Origin of the sequence: Dorea sp. YH-dor226, from assembly GCF_039832105.1 — a bacterium.
In the GTDB taxonomy this organism is placed as follows: Bacteria; Bacillota; Clostridia; order Lachnospirales; family Lachnospiraceae; genus Dorea_A.
The window spans coordinates 40,971-60,296 of sequence record NZ_JBDOHS010000003.1; the positions used below are offsets into that span (position 1 = coordinate 40,971).

Annotated in this window: 12 protein-coding genes and 1 pseudogene; 7 read left to right on the forward strand and 6 right to left on the reverse strand. The window is 44.3% G+C overall.

The genetic code is table 11. The features are described from left to right. Window position 1: 1 nt before the first annotated feature. Entirely contained in the window at window positions 2-979 is a 978-nt protein-coding gene (locus ABE547_RS03530) for a Gfo/Idh/MocA family oxidoreductase (protein WP_347377467.1), read from the reverse strand. A 52-nt stretch (window positions 980-1,031) separates the two neighbouring features. Beyond that, window positions 1,032-2,393 (reverse strand): solute carrier family 23 protein, encoded by a 1,362-nt coding sequence (locus tag ABE547_RS03535; protein WP_347377468.1) that lies wholly within the window; start codon window positions 2,391-2,393, stop codon window positions 1,032-1,034. 260 nt (window positions 2,394-2,653) lie between these two features. Between ABE547_RS03535 and ABE547_RS03540 the strand changes: the two are divergent. Then, window positions 2,654-3,145, forward strand: a pseudogene (locus tag ABE547_RS03540) (nitroreductase family protein). A 147-nt stretch (window positions 3,146-3,292) separates the two neighbouring features. Here the strand turns inward: ABE547_RS03540 and ABE547_RS03545 are convergent. The 3 genes from ABE547_RS03545 to ABE547_RS03555 all read right to left on the reverse strand — a co-directional run bounded on the left by ABE547_RS03545 (window position 3,293) and on the right by ABE547_RS03555 (window position 7,299). Beyond that, window positions 3,293-4,183 carry a quinate/shikimate dehydrogenase gene (locus ABE547_RS03545; RefSeq protein WP_347377654.1) on the reverse strand — a complete coding sequence of 297 codons (891 nt, stop codon included), beginning with the start codon at window positions 4,181-4,183 and terminating at the stop codon, window positions 3,293-3,295. Between the two features lie 65 nt (window positions 4,184-4,248). After that, window positions 4,249-6,270 carry an FAD-dependent oxidoreductase gene (locus tag ABE547_RS03550; protein WP_347377469.1) on the reverse strand — a complete coding sequence of 674 codons (2,022 nt, stop codon included), beginning with the start codon at window positions 6,268-6,270 and terminating at the stop codon, window positions 4,249-4,251. Window positions 6,271-6,393: 123 nt separating this feature from the next. Continuing rightward, on the reverse strand, window positions 6,394-7,299 hold the full coding sequence (locus tag ABE547_RS03555; protein WP_347377470.1) for a LysR family transcriptional regulator: 906 nt from the start codon (window positions 7,297-7,299) through the stop codon (window positions 6,394-6,396). Between the two features lie 243 nt (window positions 7,300-7,542). Between ABE547_RS03555 and ABE547_RS03560 the strand changes: the two genes are divergently transcribed. The 6 genes from ABE547_RS03560 to ABE547_RS03585 all read left to right on the forward strand — a co-directional run bounded on the left by ABE547_RS03560 (window position 7,543) and on the right by ABE547_RS03585 (window position 13,466). Then, window positions 7,543-8,751: an MFS transporter gene (locus ABE547_RS03560; RefSeq protein ID WP_347377471.1), complete on the forward strand. Its 1,209-nt coding sequence runs from the start codon at window positions 7,543-7,545 to the stop codon at window positions 8,749-8,751. A gap of 55 nt (window positions 8,752-8,806) precedes the next feature. Further along, entirely contained in the window at window positions 8,807-9,568 is a 762-nt protein-coding gene (gene aroD, locus ABE547_RS03565; RefSeq protein ID WP_347377655.1) for a type I 3-dehydroquinate dehydratase, read from the forward strand. A gap of 26 nt (window positions 9,569-9,594) precedes the next feature. Continuing rightward, on the forward strand, window positions 9,595-10,215 hold the full coding sequence (locus ABE547_RS03570) for a TRAP transporter small permease (protein WP_347377472.1): 621 nt from the start codon (window positions 9,595-9,597) through the stop codon (window positions 10,213-10,215). Further along, a complete protein-coding gene (locus ABE547_RS03575; protein ID WP_347377473.1) occupies window positions 10,216-11,505 on the forward strand; it encodes a TRAP transporter large permease in 1,290 nt (429 codons plus the stop codon). Between the two features lie 11 nt (window positions 11,506-11,516). Continuing rightward, window positions 11,517-12,539: a TRAP transporter substrate-binding protein gene (locus tag ABE547_RS03580; RefSeq protein ID WP_347377474.1), complete on the forward strand. Its 1,023-nt coding sequence runs from the start codon at window positions 11,517-11,519 to the stop codon at window positions 12,537-12,539. 105 nt (window positions 12,540-12,644) lie between these two features. After that, window positions 12,645-13,466 carry an RNA methyltransferase gene (locus tag ABE547_RS03585; protein ID WP_347377475.1) on the forward strand — a complete coding sequence of 274 codons (822 nt, stop codon included), beginning with the start codon at window positions 12,645-12,647 and terminating at the stop codon, window positions 13,464-13,466. 490 nt (window positions 13,467-13,956) lie between these two features. On the opposite strand, the gene ABE547_RS03590 is transcribed toward ABE547_RS03585, so the two are convergent. Further along, complete coding sequence (locus ABE547_RS03590) at window positions 13,957-19,299, reverse strand: DUF4062 domain-containing protein (RefSeq protein WP_347377476.1); 5,343 nt, start codon at window positions 19,297-19,299, stop codon at window positions 13,957-13,959. Window positions 19,300-19,326 lie beyond the last annotated feature (27 nt).

A 19,326-nucleotide genomic window follows, 5' to 3' on the forward strand; every position in this document is an offset into this window, starting at 1 on the left:
TTTAAAGTATCTCTTCAAATGGATACCGCACTCCCCATTCTTCCCGGAGAGCATCCATCTGTTCCATAATCTTTACGGTCTCGCTATGCGGCATTTCTTCACATTCCAGTTGTCCGGCTTCTAATGCACGCATGCAGGCCTCCACTTCATACTCATATCCGGTGATCTGCTTCGGCACTTCTATGGAGCGGACTAATTCTCTGTCTTTTGTAAATACTTCAATCTTATCAATATTATTGATATTATGAGCAATCAGATATCCTTTCGTGCCGTAGATCATGCCATACTGTTCCGTTGCAGCCAACATCCCTGCGTGCAGTGTTGCGAGACGTCCATCCTTGTAAGTAAAAATCATTGCATCTTCTGCGTCCATTCCAGACTCCAGTTTTACACAAGTTGAGGTGACCTTCTCGATCTCATTTCCGAAAAACATACTTGCAAAATTAATCGGATATACGCCCAAATCCAGAAGTGCACCACCGGCAAGTTCCGGTTTAATCAGACGTTCTACACCAGAAAGCTCATACCCCAGATTCGCACTTAACAGCTGAAGTTCTCCGAGTTCTCCGCTTTCCAAAATCTCTGAAATGATCTTCCGGGACGGCATATAACGGGTCCAGATTGCCTCTGTGACGAATACCTGTTTTTCTTTTGCATACTCAAGGAGCTCTCTTGCCTGCTTTGCATTTGCAGTGAAAGCTTTCTCACACAACACCGGCTTACCATAAGAAATACATAATTTTGCATGTTCCAGATGATGAGAATGCGGAGTCGCAACATAAACAAGATCTACCTTCTCATCAGCCAACATTTCCTCATAAGAACCATACGCTTTCTCCACATGCTCCTCTTTTGCAAATGTTTGTGCCTTTTGAAGATCACGCGAAGCGACCGCATATGCGTTCGCTCCTTCCATTCCATTTAAAGTAAGTGCCATTTTACGGGCAATACCACCCGCTCCTAATATTCCAACATTCATTTTTCATACCTCTTTTCTATTTTCTATACAGTCTATTATACCTGAATGTTATCTACATTTTGTTATCTTGTTCGATTTCCATATCTTTTGGAAGCACCCAACTCAAAACAAGAGCTATTATGAATACCCCTGCAACCATATTTGAGCCGAATATATCCCCGAAAATGGATGGCAATCCTGAGAAGAAACCTTCTACCTGTGTTACGCCTACCCCTACACATAAAGAGGTGGCAACAATGATCATATTTCTATGATTAAAGCCTACTTTTGCGATCATCTCGAATCCGGCAACAACGATGGATCCAAACATAATAACGGTACATCCGCCGAGAACACAATCCGGCAGAGTCGATAAGAACGCACCGATCGGCGGGAACAAACCTCCCAGGATCAACAGCAGCGCCCCAAACATGATCGTAAAGCGATTGACGACTTTAGTCATTTTCAAAAGACCGACATTCTGGCTGAATGACGTGATTGGCGATACTCCGAAAACACCTCCGGCAATTGCTGACATAAATCCGTCCACAGCCAGAGAGCCGCTGATTTCCTCATCAGTGATATCTCTTCCGAGAGCACCTGTACATGCGGCCGTAGTATCTCCGATCGTTTCCACTGCAGACACTAAAAAGACGATAACGAACGAGATAATGATACCGATGTTAAACTTAGGTGCATAGGCAAATAATGAAGGAAAGGAAAACACTCCAAGTTGTGAAATCGTGGTACCCATTGCGGAAAAGTCTACCATTCCGAAACAAATGGCAACCATATATCCAACGATTAGACCGAATAATACATTCAGCTGCTTCAGTACGCCTTTGGCAAACACATGAAATGTCAGACAGGCAACCAATGTAATGGTACCGACCAGAAGATTTTGCCATGCACCGATTTCATATTTTGCAGAACTGGCATAAGAAGAAACGCCTACATTCAAAATACTAAGACCAATGGACGTAACTACACAGCCTGCAACGATAGGCTGGATCAATTTTCTCCAGTATTTTGCAGTAAGTCCCAGGACACCTTCCAGACATCCTCCGACAATAATGCCACCGATCATATATCCGTAATCCTGGGAAGCCGATGCAAGACATGCAGCCAGAAAAGTAAAGCTTAACCCCATAACAATTGGCAGCCCGGATCCTATTTTCCAGATAGGATATAGCTGAATCAATGTACCGATTCCTGCCACAAGCATACAATTTTGAATCAATTGTGCCGTCTCTGTCTGCGTAAACGCCTGTCCGTTATATACAGCAACACCTGCAATAATTATTAACGGAGTCACATTTGCTACAAACATTGCTAATACATGCTGAAAGCCAAATGGAATTGCTTTTGCAACAGGAACCCGCCCCTCCAATCGGTAAATGTTACTGACATTTGCTGCGTTCTTTTCTTTTGCCATTTTTGTTCTCCTCTTTTATTATAATTACAGGCAATTGCCTGCTTAAGCAAAGTATAACATCTACCTATATACAATTCAATCTAAGCATCATACTTTCAGATTTATTCATCCGGATATTATTAATCGTCTCGATTTTCTTTCCCAATGAACTTTTTCTCTCGAAATATGGTATAGTGGTTTAAGTACTTAATGCTGGAGCATGCAAAAAAAGTGATGAATGACATGAAATGGAGGTCTGAAATATGAATTTGACAGAAGCAATGAACGCTCGACACAGCGTTCGTCAATATGATAAGAAACCAATAGACAGAGAAACGGTTGATGAACTGCAGAAGGAAATCTCTGCCTGCCACCGGGAAAGCGGAATGCATATTCAGCTGATCACAAATGAGCCGCAGGCTTTTGACAGTTTTATGGCTCACTACTGAAAATTCAGCGGTGTTACCAGCTACCTTGCTATCATCGGAACAAAATCGCCCTCCCTTGATGAGATGGCCGGTTATTACGGAGAACGCCTTGTTCTGAAGGCACAGCAGCTGGGACTGAATACTTGCTGGGTGGCGATGACCTACCGAAAGATCAAAACTGCTTTTTCCACCGCTCCCGGCGAAAAGCTTTGTATCGTTATTGCACTTGGCTATGGAAAGACTCAGGGAGTTCCCCATAAGTCCAAATCTTTTGAAGACGTGGCAAAAACTGACGGATCGGCTCCGGAATGGGATTTTACAGTAAGATCGATCTCGGCATTGTAAAATACCATTTTGAAATCGGAGCCGGCAAAGACAACTTCAACTGGAAATAACTCTACTGATCCGGATATCATTCAATCGCTCCCAAAATAAAACTGCTGCATAACCAGGGATTATGCAGCAGTCTCATTTTATGGAGGGACAATTGAATTAGATTCCTAATTTCTCCTTCATGTACTCTACATCGGTAGCTTTTCCGGTATAGAGCTCAATGGCAATCAATGCCTGGAAGAGCATCATGCTCATTCCGTTGTACACTTTTGTACAACCGGCCTCTTTTGCCTGCTTCATCATAACAGTTTCACGCGGAGCATATACGGTGTCTGTTACGATCAGATCCGGGCGGAAGAAGGATGCATCCGGAATATTTGAGAGATCTTCCAGTGGGTGCATCCCCACGCCTGTCGCGTCACAGAAGATATCAGCTTCCTGCATTTTTTCTTTCAGAAGATCCAGATCGGCAAGATCGTTCATAGTTGCCTTACATTCTGTGTTATTGTTGATTATTTCAACAATTTCTTCTCCACGGGCGTAGAATTTATCTTTGATATTAAAGATATGTAACTCTGCAATTCCGTCCAATGCTCCCCGAACAGCAATAGCGGTAGCAGCTCCACCTGTTCCGATCAGAACCATCTTCATACCTTTATAATCAATTCCTTCTTCTTTGATCCCCTGCCAGTATCCCATGCCGTCAGTATTATATCCTTTTAATTTTCCTGTGACCTGTCCATTCTCGTCGCGCATATTCACAACGGTATTGATGGCTCCGCAAAGCTGTGCAGCTTCATCTACTTCCTCCAGGTACTTGTGTACTACCGTCTTATTCGGCATGGAAATGTTAGATCCCAACATCTTCAATGCGCGGATACTGTTTACAGCTGCTTCCAGAGAATCATTATCCACCTCGAATGCAAGCTGAATTACATCATCTCCGTTCTTATCGTATGCAAGATTATGTGTTGTCGGTGACTGTGTATGACGAATTGGATAAGCCATTAATCCAACTAATTCTGTGTGTCCTGTAATATTTGGCATAATTATTACCTCTTTCTTCTATCTATATTTATCTCGTTTTATATGTTTCAAAGTTGATTGTAAAAGTATTATTTTATTTCATCCAGGTCTAACAATCCTTTAAATTCAAGTACATTCAGGATTGCACGTCCATCCATGGTTCCTTCCATGATACGACGGGCACGAACAGAATCTCCGATCGGATATACATAAGTATCTGTATCGGCAAATGCTTCCTCGATTTCTGCAAGGATTGGATTGTTTGCTCTCATTCCCAGACAGTTGAATCCCAGATCAAATGTAAGCTCTTTGATCTCTCCTTCCGGTGTCTTTACGACAAAAGCATTTTCTTTTACTTCCTGGAGTGCTGTATTTACATATTCTTTTACGCCATATGTATCATGTGTCTCGCGCATAGAACACTTGGTGATCGGATCTGCCATCATACCGATCTGCGGAAGCATATCAACGATAGAACATTCTGCTCCACGTGGTGCAAAGTATTCGATCACATCAAGTCCTACGGATCCACCGCCCATAACAACGACTTTCTTTCCTTTACAGAAGTCATCCGGATACTTTCCTGCATTCAGGTTGTTGATCATATCAAAAATTGTAGAAACGTTGCCTGCTGCAATGTTTTCTCTCAGTCCCGGGATCGGCGGTACCAACGGTACAGAACCTGTCGCATTCACAACAATATCCGGTTTGAAGTTTTTGATTTTCTCAATGGTAGCTTCTGTATTCAGGAACATATACAGATTCGGAAGCTTCTCTGCACGTTTCTCCAGATATCTTGGGAAATCTTTCATACGTGTCTTGCTTGGAAGATCAGAGATAAATGTAGACAGTCCGCCCACATGGTCTTTCTTCTCAAGTACGAATACATTACATCCGACTTCGGCCGCTGTACATGCAGCTTCAAGTCCTGCTGTACCTGCACCTACTACTACAACATTACAGTTTTTCTTTACTTTTAATTTTTTATAAATATCTCCTTCCGGAACAGCAGGGTTCACTGTACAACGGATTGGACGGTTAACACCGATACGGTTTCCTGCACATCCTACGTTACAGGAAATACATTTACGGATCATCTCAGCTTCACCTTTTTGTACTTTTACGACCCAGTCCGGATCAGCAATCAGCCCACGGCCCATACCTACCATATCTACATCGCCGCTTTCCAGCACCTTTTTAACTACTTCAGGGTCACGGTAATTTCCGGCATTGATGACCGGTTTTCCAAATTTTTCTTTGACTGCTCTTGCCTGATAAGCACGCCATCCATCCGGCAGATAATTAGAGTCAATCTGATACTGAAGAGATGGATTCAATCCACAGGACACATCATACATGTCTACGAACTCATCCAGATACTCCAGATACTCCAACGTATCTTCCAGTGTGTTTCCTCCCGGAACACGCTCCTCGGCAGATACTCGAACGATGATCGGGAACCATGGTCCTACCTGTTTACGAACTTCTTCTAATACCATTCTCGGGAAACGAAGACGATTCTCTACAGAACCTCCGAATTCGTCTGTTCTCTTATTATAATATGGAGAGATAAACTGGCTCATCAGATAAGAATGTCCACAGTGGATCTCTACTGCATCAAAACCGATTGCCTGTACTCTTTTTGCAGCTTCTCCATATTTCTTTACAGTTGTAAGAATTTCTTCTTTTGTCATCGGACGTGGAATCTCCCCGCCGACTTTTGTTGGAACATTGGAAGAAGACACTGTCTCCATTCCGGTTCTTGCAGAAGATGCAGATGCACCTGCATGATTGATCTGAATTGCAACTGTCGCACCATTCTTATGAAGGTTCTCAACCAGCTGATAGTAACGAGGCATAAAGCTGTCGTGGTCGATACGAATCTGGCTTGTACCATTAGAACCTACAGGATACTCTACGTTGGCATTTTCTAAAATGATCAGACCAACTCCGCCTTTTGCACGTAATGAATAATAATTCATATGACGATTACTCATCTCACCGCTTGTCTCTCCGTAATTTGTCCCCATCGGTGTCATCGCAACACGGTTACGAATCGTCATTCTTTTTACTGTTAAAGGTTCAAAAATCTTGGAATAATTTGTTTTCATGAATCCTTCTCCTTATCAATTTTTCGTGTAAGGCATTTCTTCTGTTTGTGACGGTTTCATTATAATCCAAACAACCCATAACGTAAAATACATTTTATGTTATTCATCGATAGCTTTATGCTATCATTTTGTTTCTGATGCAGGCAGTACCCTCGAAGAAGACTTCTGCTTCATATATTCAATAAATCTTTCCACCGCCGGCAGTTGATACCGGTCTTTCATCCAGAACATAAACGTATGATGCATTAATTCGATATCATTCAGCCTGTGGATATTTACTCGTTTTTCATCAATCTCTCTGATTCCCGGAACCAGCGCGATTCCGAAATCTTCACTTACCAGAGCTACGATCGAATGCTCGTCCGGACATTCCACTACAATATTGGGACGGATCGAAAGTCTTCTGTATAATTGCCGGGTATAGTTTCCAAGCCAGGACTCTCTGTCATATCCGATCACCGGATAACGACGGATCTCCTGGATAGAGACAGCTTCCTGACCTTCCAGTTCATGGCCCTTTGGTGTGATCACGACCATTTCTTCTGATAAGACCGGAAAGAATTCAAATTCCTCCCGTTCCATATATCCTCCAAACCCTACATCCAGTTCCCCTGATTTGACCTTTTTCGCAATCGCACTGGTATGATTCTGAAAAAAATTAAACGTTACGTTCCTGTTTTCTTTCATATTAAGAAAGTTTCTTACATTATGAGGAATATAGTGACTGGCCAGAGGGAACACATATCCGATATCGATCTTTCCTCCGTCACTCGCCATTTCCTTCATCTTACTGCTTGCAATCTCACACTCAGTAATAATGCGTTCCGCATATTCCAGAAATAGTTTCCCGCCTTTTGTCAAATTCACTCCTCTTCCATTCTTCTCGAACAGCTGAACCCCCAATTCATTTTCCAAAGATGCGATGGAACGGCTCAAGGATGGCTGAGACAGGTACAACTCCTCTGCTGCCTTCCGGTAATTCTCATATCTTGCAACTGTTTGAAAATAGTAAAGCTGATTGAGTGTCATATGCTCCTCCTTATAAAGTGAAGTTTTCCATTTCCGATAATTTCCTTATTTTTAATTATAGCATTTTGATAGCCTGAATGCATCAATTTTCACATATATAAGTATTGGAAATTCCAAACAGACATTGATAAAATATAAACATACAAATCGTTAGATTTTTAACGAGAACCCCCGTGTTTCTTATGTTTGTGACAGAATAATAAGAAAAACAAAGACAAAAAAACAAAAAGGAGAACCTTAAAAATGAACAAAAAATATCTTCCAAGTGCACTTATCATGTACTTAAACTATTTTATCCACGGTGTTGGATGTTCTGTCCTGGGACAGGCTGTTATCAAAGAAGCTCTTGCCGCAAGCTGGGGTGTTGAAGCAATGGCAATCACTGCAATCTCTGCTGCACTTGGTCTCGGACGACTGATCGCTCTTCCATTTGCCGGTCCTCTTTCTGATAAATTAGGCCGCCGCATTTCCTGCGTCATCGGAGGTGGCTCTTACGCTATTTATTTAATTGGTCTTGCACTGGCTTTCAACGCAGGTACCAATGGCGGATATCAGATTGCTTATATCTGTGCAATCCTCGGTGGTATTGCAAACTCCTTCCTTGATACAGGAATCTATCCGGGTGTTGCAGAAGTATTCTATGCTGCTCCGGGTGTTGCTACGATGGGAATCAAGTTCTTTATCGCTATCTCCCAGATGCTGCTTCCATTTGTTCTTGGTATCGCAATAACAACAACTGCTTCCGGTCTCGTATCTTACAACCCGTTATTCATTGTCTGCGGTGTATGTTACATCGTGCTGGCAGTTTTGATTCTCTTTGCTCCGCTTCCGGATTCTGATGCCAAGAAAGAGAAAAAAGAAGGATTAATCGAAAGTCTGAAGAAAACACATTTCTCAATCGAATCTGTCGCAATGATCCTGATCGGATTCACATGTACAGGTACTTTCCAGTTATGGCTGAACTGTGCACAGAACTTCGCAAAAGAAGTAGTTGGCTGGGCAGATCCTTCTATCATGCAGACATACTACTCTATGGGAACTTTACTTGCATTGATTGTAACTGCATTACTGACACGTAAGATCAAGGACGTTCGCTTTATCGCTGCTTACCCGGCAATCTGCCTTGCAGCTTTGATTGTTGTTCTTATAGGAAAATCACAGCCACTGTGTATTGCAGGTGCATTCATCATCGGATGGGCCGGCGCTGGCGGACTTCTCCAGATCGCAACCTCTGTATGCAACATGCTTTTCCCGAAGATCAAGGGAACGGTTACTGCACTGGTTATGATTGCATCCTCCCTTTGCAACTACACAATTTTAACGGCTGCATCCAAAATGACTCCTTCCGGCGTTATGACCATGAACATTGTACTTACTGCAATCGGCGTGCTTCTTGGAGTATTTGTGAATCTTCGCTATGCAAAAATGGTTGAGCTTGCCTCAGCAGAGTAACCTGTTATATAATTTACATCATATATACAATAAGAAAGAAGGATTAATGATTATGATACAAACGGTTCATGTTAGAGATATTGAAATTGGTGCCGGTGTTCCAAAGATCTGTGTACCGATCGTAGGTGTTACCAAAGAAGACATTATTGCAGAAGCAAAGACATTTGATGATATTCCTGTCGATGTTGTGGAATGGCGTGTCGACTGGTTCGAAGGCGTATTTGATTTCGAAAAAGTTCTGGATGTTCTGAAAGACTTACGGGAAGTTCTTGGCAATACCCCTATTCTTATGACTTTCCGTACCTCCAAAGAAGGTGGCGAAAAGGCCATCGAAGATGCTGCATATGCAGAACTGAACATCAAAGCCGCTCAGTCCGGATATGTAGATCTGGTAGACGTAGAAGTCTTTACCGGTGACGAGATCGTAAAAGAAATCATCGAAGGCGCTCATGCAGCTGGTGTAAAAGTCGTTGCATCTAATCACGATTTCTTCAAGACACCAGAAAAAGAGGAGATTGTATCTCGTCTTAGAAAAATGCAGGAATTAGGCGCTGATATTCCGAAGATTGCAGTTATGCCGCAAAACAAAAAAGACGTTCTTACTCTTTTAGCTGCAACGGAAGAAATGGCATCCGAATATGCCGACAGACCAATCATTACCATGTCCATGGCCGGCACCGGTGTGATCAGCCGTCTCTGTGGTGAAGTATTTGGTTCTGCTCTTACATTTGGCGCTGCAAAGAAAGCATCTGCTCCTGGACAGATGGGTGTTAATGATCTGAATACCGTCCTTCAGTTACTACACAACGCATTATAATCATGAAAACCAATAGGGAGGCAGACATGAAAAAAGTAATTCACTGGCTGGATGAAAATCTGGAAGAATGTATCCTCATACTCCTTTTGATCGGCATGACACTCATCATGGGCATTCAGGTGTTTTCCCGTTATGTCCTGGGAATGTCATTGTCCTGGTCTGAAGAGCTTACGCGCTATCTGTTCATATGGTGCGGTTTCATCAGTGTCAGCTACTGTAGCAAAAAATGCTTATCCATCAAAATCGAACAGTTTGTTGCACTGTTTCCACGCCGTGGGAAAGCACTCTTCAAGGTAGTCAATCATACATTTGAACTCATCTTCTTCCTGTATATGATTCCTTTTGCCTGGTCTTACATGATGTCAGCCGTAACCAGCGGGCAGGTTTCCCCTGCCTGCTCCATCCCGATGTATTATGTACAGGCGGCACCTTTTGTGTCATTCATCCTTGTTGCAATTCGCATCCTGCAGCGCTGGATCATCGAATTCCGTATTGCCAGAGGCGAAAATGTGTATGATCCGGCACATCCGGAACGCAACACTCCGGAATCATTCATTCAGGCCAATGCAGATGCCGATTCTGCAGCAGATACAAGCATCGACAACCGTATCCGTAACATCAAAGACTCAGGTAAGGAGGTCCCGTAAATGCCAGTCGCATTATTATTTATCATCTTTGTCATCGGACTGATCATTGCAATCCCCGTATCCATTACACTGGGAATTACATCTGTTCTTCCGTCCATCTGCGACCCGTCTTTTACGGTCGGCGCAAAATACTTAATCCGTGCAATGTTCGGAGGTCTGGATTCGTTTCCCCTTCTGGCCGTTCCGATGTTCGTTCTGTCCGGTATCATCATGGCAAAGGGAGGTATTTCCCGGAAACTCTTTGATATATTCGCATACTTTCTCGGCAAACTGACGGCAGGAATGCCTTGCGCCGTCATCGTCACCTGTCTGTTTTACGGCGCGATCTCCGGATCTGCTCCGGCTACCGTTGCTGCCGTCGGAAGTATGACGATTCCGATCCTGACCGGGCTCGGCTATGATCTTACTTTTACTACAGCCATCGTTGCCGTTGCCGGAGGTCTTGGAGTCATCATTCCACCAAGCATTCCCTTTATCATGTACGGAACGGCTTCCGGAGCTTCTGTAAGTGATCTGTTTCTGGCCGGCATCATCCCCGGCCTTATGATTGGCGGGCTCCTTATGTTCTATGCCATCTGGTACTGCAGACGCAACGGAGAGGATAAAGAAAAAATCCACGCTGAAGTACAGCATTTACATGACAAGGGTCTGTTTCGGGTAGTAAAGGAAAGCTTTTTTGCGATCTTAAGCCCGGTGATCATCCTCGGATGCATCTACAGCGGAATCGCATCGCCAACGGAAGCTGCTGTTATCTCCGTATTTTATGCTTTACTTATCAGTCTGTTCGTATACAAGAGCATTCGCGTAAAAGATATCTGGGACATCCTGAAAGAAGCCGTCAGAACCTTTACTCCGATTCTTTTCATCCTTGCAACTTCCACTGCATTCTCAAGAGTTCTGACTCTTATGCAGGTTCCACAGACAGTAAGCGGATTCATCAGCGGTCACTTCCAGAGTCCGGTTCTGATTCTTCTGGTAATCAATCTGTTCCTCCTGATCGTAGGTATGGTAATGGATACTACACCAGCTATCCTGATTCTGACACCGATCCTGCTGCCAATCGTAACGAATCTTGGCATGGATCCGGTTCAGTTTGGTGTGATCATGGTCGTTAATCTTGCGATTGGATTTGTAACCCCTCCGATCGGAGTCAACCTCTTCGTTGCCAGCTCCTTAACGGACGTTCCGGTTATGACGATTGCCAAAAAAGCAATGCCGATGATCATATATTTCCTGATCGCACTGCTTTTGATCACATTTATCCCGGCAATTTCGCTGGCATTGTTATAGGAGGAATCGATATGAACTTTCAAAAGATACAGGCACGCATCGTCTCTGCCGGGCTCATTCTTACAATGGCCTTGGCACTTCCGCTTACCGGATGCAGAAGTTTTGGAGAATCCGATGTACAGCGTTATGCATGGCCGCTGGCTACTGCAAGTCCGGAAGATACTGTAACTCAGATCTTTGCAGAGAAATTTGCAGAAGAAGTATCCAGACTCAGCGACGGACAGATGAAGATTCAGGTATATCCCAACTCCACACTCGGAGGGGACCGGGACCTTCTGGAAACCTGCGCGGACGGTGACATTCCATTTATTGTACAAAACACGGCACCGCAGGTAACTTTCATGCCCGATCTTGCGGTATTTGATCTTCCCTGTGTGTTCGATACACTGGAGGAATGCAGAGAAACCATCGATGATTCCGCTTTTTACGGACTGATTAGTGAAGTCTACACCAATGGAGGTTATCACCTTCTCGGAATGGCTGATCAGGGATTCCGTGTGATGAGCACCAATAAAAAAATAACCACAGCCGATGATTTCAAAGGGCAGAAGATCCGGACCATGGAAAACAGCTATCATCTGGCATTCTGGGAAAGTCTGAATGCCAGCCCGACACCGATGAGCTTCAGCGAAGTCTATATCGGGCTCCAACAGCACACCATTGATGCCCAGGAGAATCCCTATGAGGTTATCGTATCCAACAAGCTGTATGAACAACAGGATTACATCATCGAGACCAATCATCTGCCGCATCTCATTTCCCTGATCGTCAATGATTCCTTTTTCCAGAATCTTTCCGAAGAGGAGCGTGAGATCATGACACAGGCGGCGCAGATTGCGACCGAATACGCACGCCTGCAGTCTGATAAACGAATCACCGACCGGATTGCAGCTATCGAAGACAGTGGAACGCAGATTATCACACTTTCTGATGAGGTAAGAAATGAAATCCGCAAAAAATCACAGACCGTGTATGATTCCGTTGAGGAAAATATCTCAGAAGACATTTACAATGCATATCTGGGAAGTCAATAAATAATCCTTATATTAAGGAGCAAGGTTCTTCACATCCGACCTTGCTCCTTTTTTCTTCCACAGCTATAATATTCTGTATACCACTGATATCAAAGGAGACAATTTATGGCAAATATCATAGAAATCACTGATTTTTCCGCACCGGAGCTGGACATCTACGCCCGCTTTACAGAAGCACAATTATTGAATCGAGATCACCCGGAACAGGGAATCTTTATCGCTGAGAGCCCGAAAGTCATTGAACGCGCACTGGATGCCGGGTGTGTCCCCATATCCATTCTCCTTGAGCGCAGGCATATTCAGACGCAGGCACGGGAAATCCTTGTCCGATGCGGCGATATTCCTGTCTATACTGCAGATTTTGACGTACTCACACAGCTCACCGGGTATAAGTTAACGCGCGGAATGCTATGTGCCATGCAACGTCCCTCTCTGCCTTCTGTGGAATTCGTATGCCGGGATGCCCGCAGAATCGCCGTACTGGAAAATGTCATGAACCCTACAAACGTCGGTGCGATCTTCCGCTCCGCCGCTGCTCTGAATATGGACGCCGTTCTACTGACCTGCGGCTGCAGCAATCCCCTGTATCGACGTGCGATTCGAGTCAGCATGGGAACCGTATTTCAGATTCCCTGGACGTTCCTCCCGGAAACCGGTGATTCTTCGCAATCCGGCATCTCCCTTCTGCAGAGTCTCGGCTTCCGAACCGCTGCAATGGCACTGACAGATGATTCTGTATCCATCGATGATAAACAACTGTTGTCAGAAGAAAAGCTGGCCATCGTCCTTGGAACAGAAGGTGATGGTCTTGCCACGTCTACCATCTCCTCGTGTGATTACACCGTACGGATTCCCATGTCCCACGGCGTAGACTCTCTGAACGTTGCTGCCGCCAGTGCAGTTGCCTTCTGGCAGCTTTCCAGGTAAAAGATTGCCCCAAAAAAGCAGTGAAAAAGAACCCCGGCAAAGATGCGGGGTTCTTTTTCACTGCTTGATTGACTGCAACTTATACTATTTCAATTACAGTCAACCTTTTTTGTATGCCTGATTGACTGTATTTCAAAATATCCTGATCACAGTCATCTCTTTTCACTTACTTGATTGACTGCAATTTATATTTTCATGATTGCAGTCATTTCTCAATGCATATTTTATTGGCCTCCATTCAATTATTCTTTATCACGGTCAATTCTTTACACACATTTAATTGACCTCCAGCATAATATTCTCAAATACAGTCATCTTTCTACACTATACAAGCGTCAGAGCGACATAAGGCACCCTACATAATGCACAAAAAAGACATCTATCATTTTAATAAGTGACAAGAATTGTCATGACAGCAAAACATTCGCTTCCTATTTTCCTGATGCTGTCAGGAAATCGGATTTCCTCGTCAACCTGTTTGTTTGCCTGATTACACTCCACATCCCCGTATTCTTTCCGCCAGCTGTTTCCGGGAGTTTTCCGTAAAGTACATCAGATATTCCTGATAAATCTCATATAGTTTATGCTTCTTTGGATCCTCAGCTGTTTCATCTGCTTCCCGGAAAAAGTTCATCTCGCTCACAATCCACAGATTCTCTGTACCATTCAGCCAATTTCGAAGATCACTCACCCACTCATCCACATTCTGTGCAAGCAGCCGGTCAAATATGTCCTTTACTTCCATTTTCCTTTTCCTGTCCACACTTCTCCATTCCTCCATGCAGGAATATTCCGGAATCTTCCGGAAGAAATCATGAAGAAGTTCTTTATCGTTCAGGCGAACAGATCGTTCCTCTACAAGTGCAGGAAGTGGGGCGTATCCACATATTTTCTCCACTTCAGAAAGCATATTCAGATTTTCCACAGATAGCCCTTTTAAATTGACATTCTGGTAATTGTTACGCCATAATTCCATGGCATGTTCCGCTATCTCCTTCTTTTCTTCCTCCGTGGTACAGGAATCATACAGCTCGCGGATCATCGCAAATATCTCTTCATCCAGATTTTTATAATCTGTCTGCCAGGTCATTCCGTCAGATGTCAGATCCTTCAGTGCCAGGGCACGATCTTCCCATGTATCGGTTACATCTTCCTGTCCTTTTATCACTGTATTTCCTTTTTCATAGGCCAGGCGCACTTTTTCCAGTTTCCCCCAATATGCTTCTCTTCGTTCTTGATCCACAGAAAAATATTTCTTTTCCCCGGAAACTGCTTTTAATACATGAAGGTATCGCTGTGCCTGTTCTTGCCTCACAATCATCGGCCCCTTCTTTTCCAGTATCTTCCATTCATCTCTGGTCAGTTCCGGATATAAGGTCTTTAACATATACTCGTCAATACCGCCGGTATCCGTACTCTGACGCTTATCAATTTCCGAAAGAAGGCCGGATAGTTTCTTTTCATCTTTTTCCTTAAGCACACACATGGCCTGACTGTACAGGCGATACAGCTTTGCTTCCTCATGAACCTCATTCTCCTCCGGTATCTGTACGAACCAGCGGTCTGCCTCTTCGAAGCATCCAAAATACATCCACATCCGCCCAATCAATAATTTGTTACAGGGCAGGATGACGATTCCTGCATCCATCTGCTTCCTAATATATCCATAGATATCGATCCAATAGTTTGCCATGTCCGGAACCAGAGACAAAGCAATGGCAACTCCCCTCAGGTCATACCTGCACAATGCCTCAGTAAATACCTGCAGCTGACGATCCATATTCAGATTCCGTTTTTTACAGTAGCCTGCCATTTGGCATAAAAATGCAAAGATATCCATGTATTTCCAGTCGTTCCATCTGTTTTGATTTCCCAGTTCAAGCATCCGGTCCATCGTCCGAAAGACGTAACTGTCGATGACAGAAGCATAATCTTTCTCTTTCGCCTTCTCCATGCAGATCTTAAACGCATATCTGTATTCTTCCCGGCACGTCCCGGGATAAAAATGGTAGACATCTATCTGATCCCGGAATCTGGTATGTCCGTCATCCGTCTGTCCGCTGCACTGCCCTGTCAGATTTCCCATGCGCATGGCTTCTGCTTTCTGCCATACCGCATACAGATTATAGAACAGAGATTTTACGTGCCACTTTCGCTCCTCAAAACGCCTCTGCATCTGTTCACACACGCTTTCCCAGTAGTGGATCGCTGTACTGTAAATATCCCTTGCCGACACATACTCTTTTTCGGCAAGCAGGAGATCCCCCTGCAGCAGCATAAGCTGCCCTTTCATCCAGAAGTCCAGATGTCCCTGTTCCTTCCACTGCTCCAGAAGAATCTGATATTCTTTCGCTTCTTCCAAATCACTTCTCTTGAATGCGATCCGGCCAAGAATATAGTCAAGCTCTGCTTCCACACTCGGAATTGTCTGCTGACTTTCTGTTTTATACTGTGCCAGCAGTGCTTTCCCTTCTGCTGCAAATCTATACGCATCCTCATCCTCTCCCGCGTGATAAAGCACACGTCCTGCAATCTGCAGACCGGCCAGAAGCTTTCCGAAGTTCTGCCGTGTCCGTTTTCTCTCCCACAGTTTTTTCGCAGAATCTATCTGTTCATAAGCGTACGGAACCGCTTCATTGACACAGAGCTTATCATCCAGATTTTCCGCAAGGAGCGCCGCTGCAAGCCAGTGCCGCTCTTCCGCCTTTTTCTCCCGGGATCTCCGGACGTTTCTTCCCTCTTCCTGCAGGAGATCATACGCTCTCTTTGCGTGTTTTAACGCTTGCTCTATCTGATATTCCGCCACTTCCTCCTGTGCACGTTCCAGCAGCATATCTTCATAATATGCCCAGTCTACATAAACATAATCTTTCTCACACAGTTCTTCAAAATAGGCAAAGCTCAGGTCCCACGCTTCCCGTTCACGCCGAATCCACTTCTCCCTATCTTCCAGCTCCTGCTGCCCGTGCAGAGCCGCAACGTCTTTTGCAAAAAAGGATGCCTGAACCGCCACCTCCTGCTGCCAGTAATCTGTATGTGCGACCTGATATGCCCGTTTACACACATTCAGACTCTCATACCGATACTGATAACGGTGTTCTCTGTCCACATCATGTCCGTAAAAGTTCAACGTCCGTGATAAAAGTCTCAAAGTCTCCACACTGGTATCTTCCTCACTTAATGCTCGCGCAAGCTCCAGCGCTTCCTTTGCACAACACGCGCCCCGGTACGGATCCTCTTTTTCATAATGCCTTGTGGCTTCCAGACAGACCTCAATTTTTGCCATCCGAACTCTTCTTTTCCGTGCAAGCTCCGGATGCTGTTCACATAATACCAGCGCTTTTTCCAGATATTCCAGCACATATTCATTTCTATATTTACGACTTCTTTCTGCAAACAATCTACAGAAATACAGATACCATACAACTGCATCCTCTCCTGCAGCCTCACTGTCGGACAGGTTTTCCGCATCTCGCAGCAGCTCCTTAAGTATCCCGAATCCCTCATCTATATGATCCGTCTCGAACAGATTCCTCATCTCCACAGAATCAATCTCAATTTTTCTTAATCTTTTTCTATCGCAATCCTGCATGAGGGAAAGAAAGCTTCTTGCCAATTGAATATGTCTTTGACTCTCTTCCGGCGCATCCCCATATAAAAGCTCCATCAGAACATCTACTTTCAGTTCCGCCGGAAGATCTGCAATCCGACAGATCTTTTCACAGATATTTCTTCTAAAGTTCTCTGTCCTTTGCTCTCTCTCGTACCTGCCTGCGGATTTCCAGAAGGCAAACAGACGCTCTACACCTGTGTGATCCATTTCATCCGGCATCTTCATAAAATATGCCGCCGCATCTTCATCATCTCTCAGCATCTGCGCTGCCAGCTCCTGTACCTTTTGATATGTATCCCAGTTCCTACATTCTCTCAGCACTTTTGCCCCGAGCACATCCTTGCTCTTCAGGATATGTACATAGCCTTCCCGCTCCATAAACTCCGGATTAACAGCACTGTATTCAATAAAACAGCGGCGTATCTCAGCTGCCTCTTTGCCCATGTCCCGTATCATTGCCTCATAATAGATGCGGTGTGCAAAGATCCATTTTCCATCTTCCTTTTCCGTAAATACATCGTACAGATAATACAGAATTTCCTGAAACTTAAGCTGTGAAAATTCGAAAGACTGCTGCCTTAAGATGTCACCGATCTCCCGTTCGGAAAGTCCCGTACCGGAAAGCGCAATCAGATAAGCAACCTTTTTAAAAAATGTACTCTCAAACATCTCACCGATACGGTCAAATAACGCTGACGACAACTCCGTCACCTGTTCCGGTGTCTCTTCAATGATCTTCTGCATATACAGATGCAGTCCATCCATGCCGGGAGCAAGTTTCTCTGCCTCCTGAAATTCTTCCTGGCGCATGGCAAATAAACGCTGCAAAAGAAGCGACAGGAAAAGTGGATTTCCGGATCCCTCTTTGGCACATATTCTCGTCTCTACAATATCATCTATTTTCTTGCCTCGATGTGCACTCGTCTTTTGGATCAATTGCTTTTTTTCATTTTCTGTAAAACGCTTTACTTTAATGAGCCGGATTTTCTTTGCTTTAAGCAGCACGTGCTCATATGGGAAATCATCCAGTGAAGAAGTAATCACAAAGAGATTCGGGCACAGATCCATAATATCCAGATATGCCTTTTTATAGTCCGGGAACAGCTGATCCAGTGCATCAATAAAGCAAAACACCGGCTGCTTTACAAATTTCCTGTCCAGTTCTCTGAGATACACATTCTGGTTTTCAGGTTGAAAATCATGCTCCATCCCCAGAATTTCTTCCATTCGATAGATCAGCACAGATTTTAGCGTCATCACATTCTGACATCCCGGATTCCCGCTAAAGTACAGAATCGTCTGTGCTCCCGCATCCTTTACCTGCTGTTCCAGATAAGCGATCAGCGCACTTTTTCCACTTCCGGCACCTCCTGACAGATGGATGCACTGCTCATTCCCATGCTCGTTTTTGATCTTGCTGTGGTAACGGCTGTATTTGTCTCCTGCCATGAACCACAACCCTTCCATTGCTTTATTTTCTTCATATAATCTCGGTGTATAGACAGACAGATATCTTTCTTTCGTATACTGTGCATCCAGCAGATATTGCTGAACAGAATTTTTCGCTTTCCGGTCTCCCAGTTCCACACGCAGCATGTCTTCCATCATACGATAGATACTTTCTCCAAGCTCTTTCATACCTGTCAGAGTCTGTCGTTCTTCATCCCATTCCACCTCATATTCCAGTACTTTCGCATTCTTTTTTGCACGGATCTGTTCCTTCAGTCTCCTGAGCTTCTGTTCATGTTCAGGGCTTTCCGCCAGATAGATGCCCCTCTTATCCTCAGGAATACGCTCAAGAAAATCAGGGTTGCGGAAACAGAAAATACATCTCTTAAGCGTCTCTTCTTCACTGAGGGCACCGTATTTTATTTCCAGATTTGTAATGCTCATTGACTCTTCATACTGCGCCGTCACACGCTCATCCCGAAGCGACTCCACAACGTCCACATCCGGGATCCAGCCATACCGATCCCCTAATAATACAATGATATAAGGCTTACAGCGATCAATCGCATCAATACAGACGCGAAGTACCTGATAGTTGCTTTCTTCCTCACTCATATGATAGGTATCCACGCCCCAGCGAAGATCCACTTCCTGAATATCTTCTCCATACTGCCCCACCAGGCGTCGGAGTCTCGGGAATATTTTTTCATGAAGATAATCCCGTTCTGCCTGCATATCCTTAAACGTACTGGAAATAAATACCGACCTCATAGTATGCCCTCCTGTCCTGTTCGTTCT

Coding starts and splice junctions, on each gene's coding strand:
- ABE547_RS03530 (WP_347377467.1), bottom strand. CDS start 979: ATGAATGTTGGAATATTAGGAGCGGGTGGTATTGCCCGTAAAATGGCA.
- ABE547_RS03535 (WP_347377468.1), bottom strand. CDS start 2,393: ATGGCAAAAGAAAAGAACGCAGCAAATGTCAGTAACATTTACCGATTG.
- ABE547_RS03550 (WP_347377469.1), bottom strand. CDS start 6,270: ATGAAAACAAATTATTCCAAGATTTTTGAACCTTTAACAGTAAAAAGA.
- ABE547_RS03555 (WP_347377470.1), bottom strand. CDS start 7,299: ATGACACTCAATCAGCTTTACTATTTTCAAACAGTTGCAAGATATGAG.
- ABE547_RS03560 (WP_347377471.1), top strand. CDS start 7,543: ATGAACAAAAAATATCTTCCAAGTGCACTTATCATGTACTTAAACTAT.
- ABE547_RS03570 (WP_347377472.1), top strand. CDS start 9,595: ATGAAAAAAGTAATTCACTGGCTGGATGAAAATCTGGAAGAATGTATC.
- ABE547_RS03575 (WP_347377473.1), top strand. CDS start 10,216: ATGCCAGTCGCATTATTATTTATCATCTTTGTCATCGGACTGATCATT.
- ABE547_RS03580 (WP_347377474.1), top strand. CDS start 11,517: ATGAACTTTCAAAAGATACAGGCACGCATCGTCTCTGCCGGGCTCATT.
- ABE547_RS03585 (WP_347377475.1), top strand. CDS start 12,645: ATGGCAAATATCATAGAAATCACTGATTTTTCCGCACCGGAGCTGGAC.
- ABE547_RS03590 (WP_347377476.1), bottom strand. CDS start 19,299: ATGAGGTCGGTATTTATTTCCAGTACGTTTAAGGATATGCAGGCAGAA.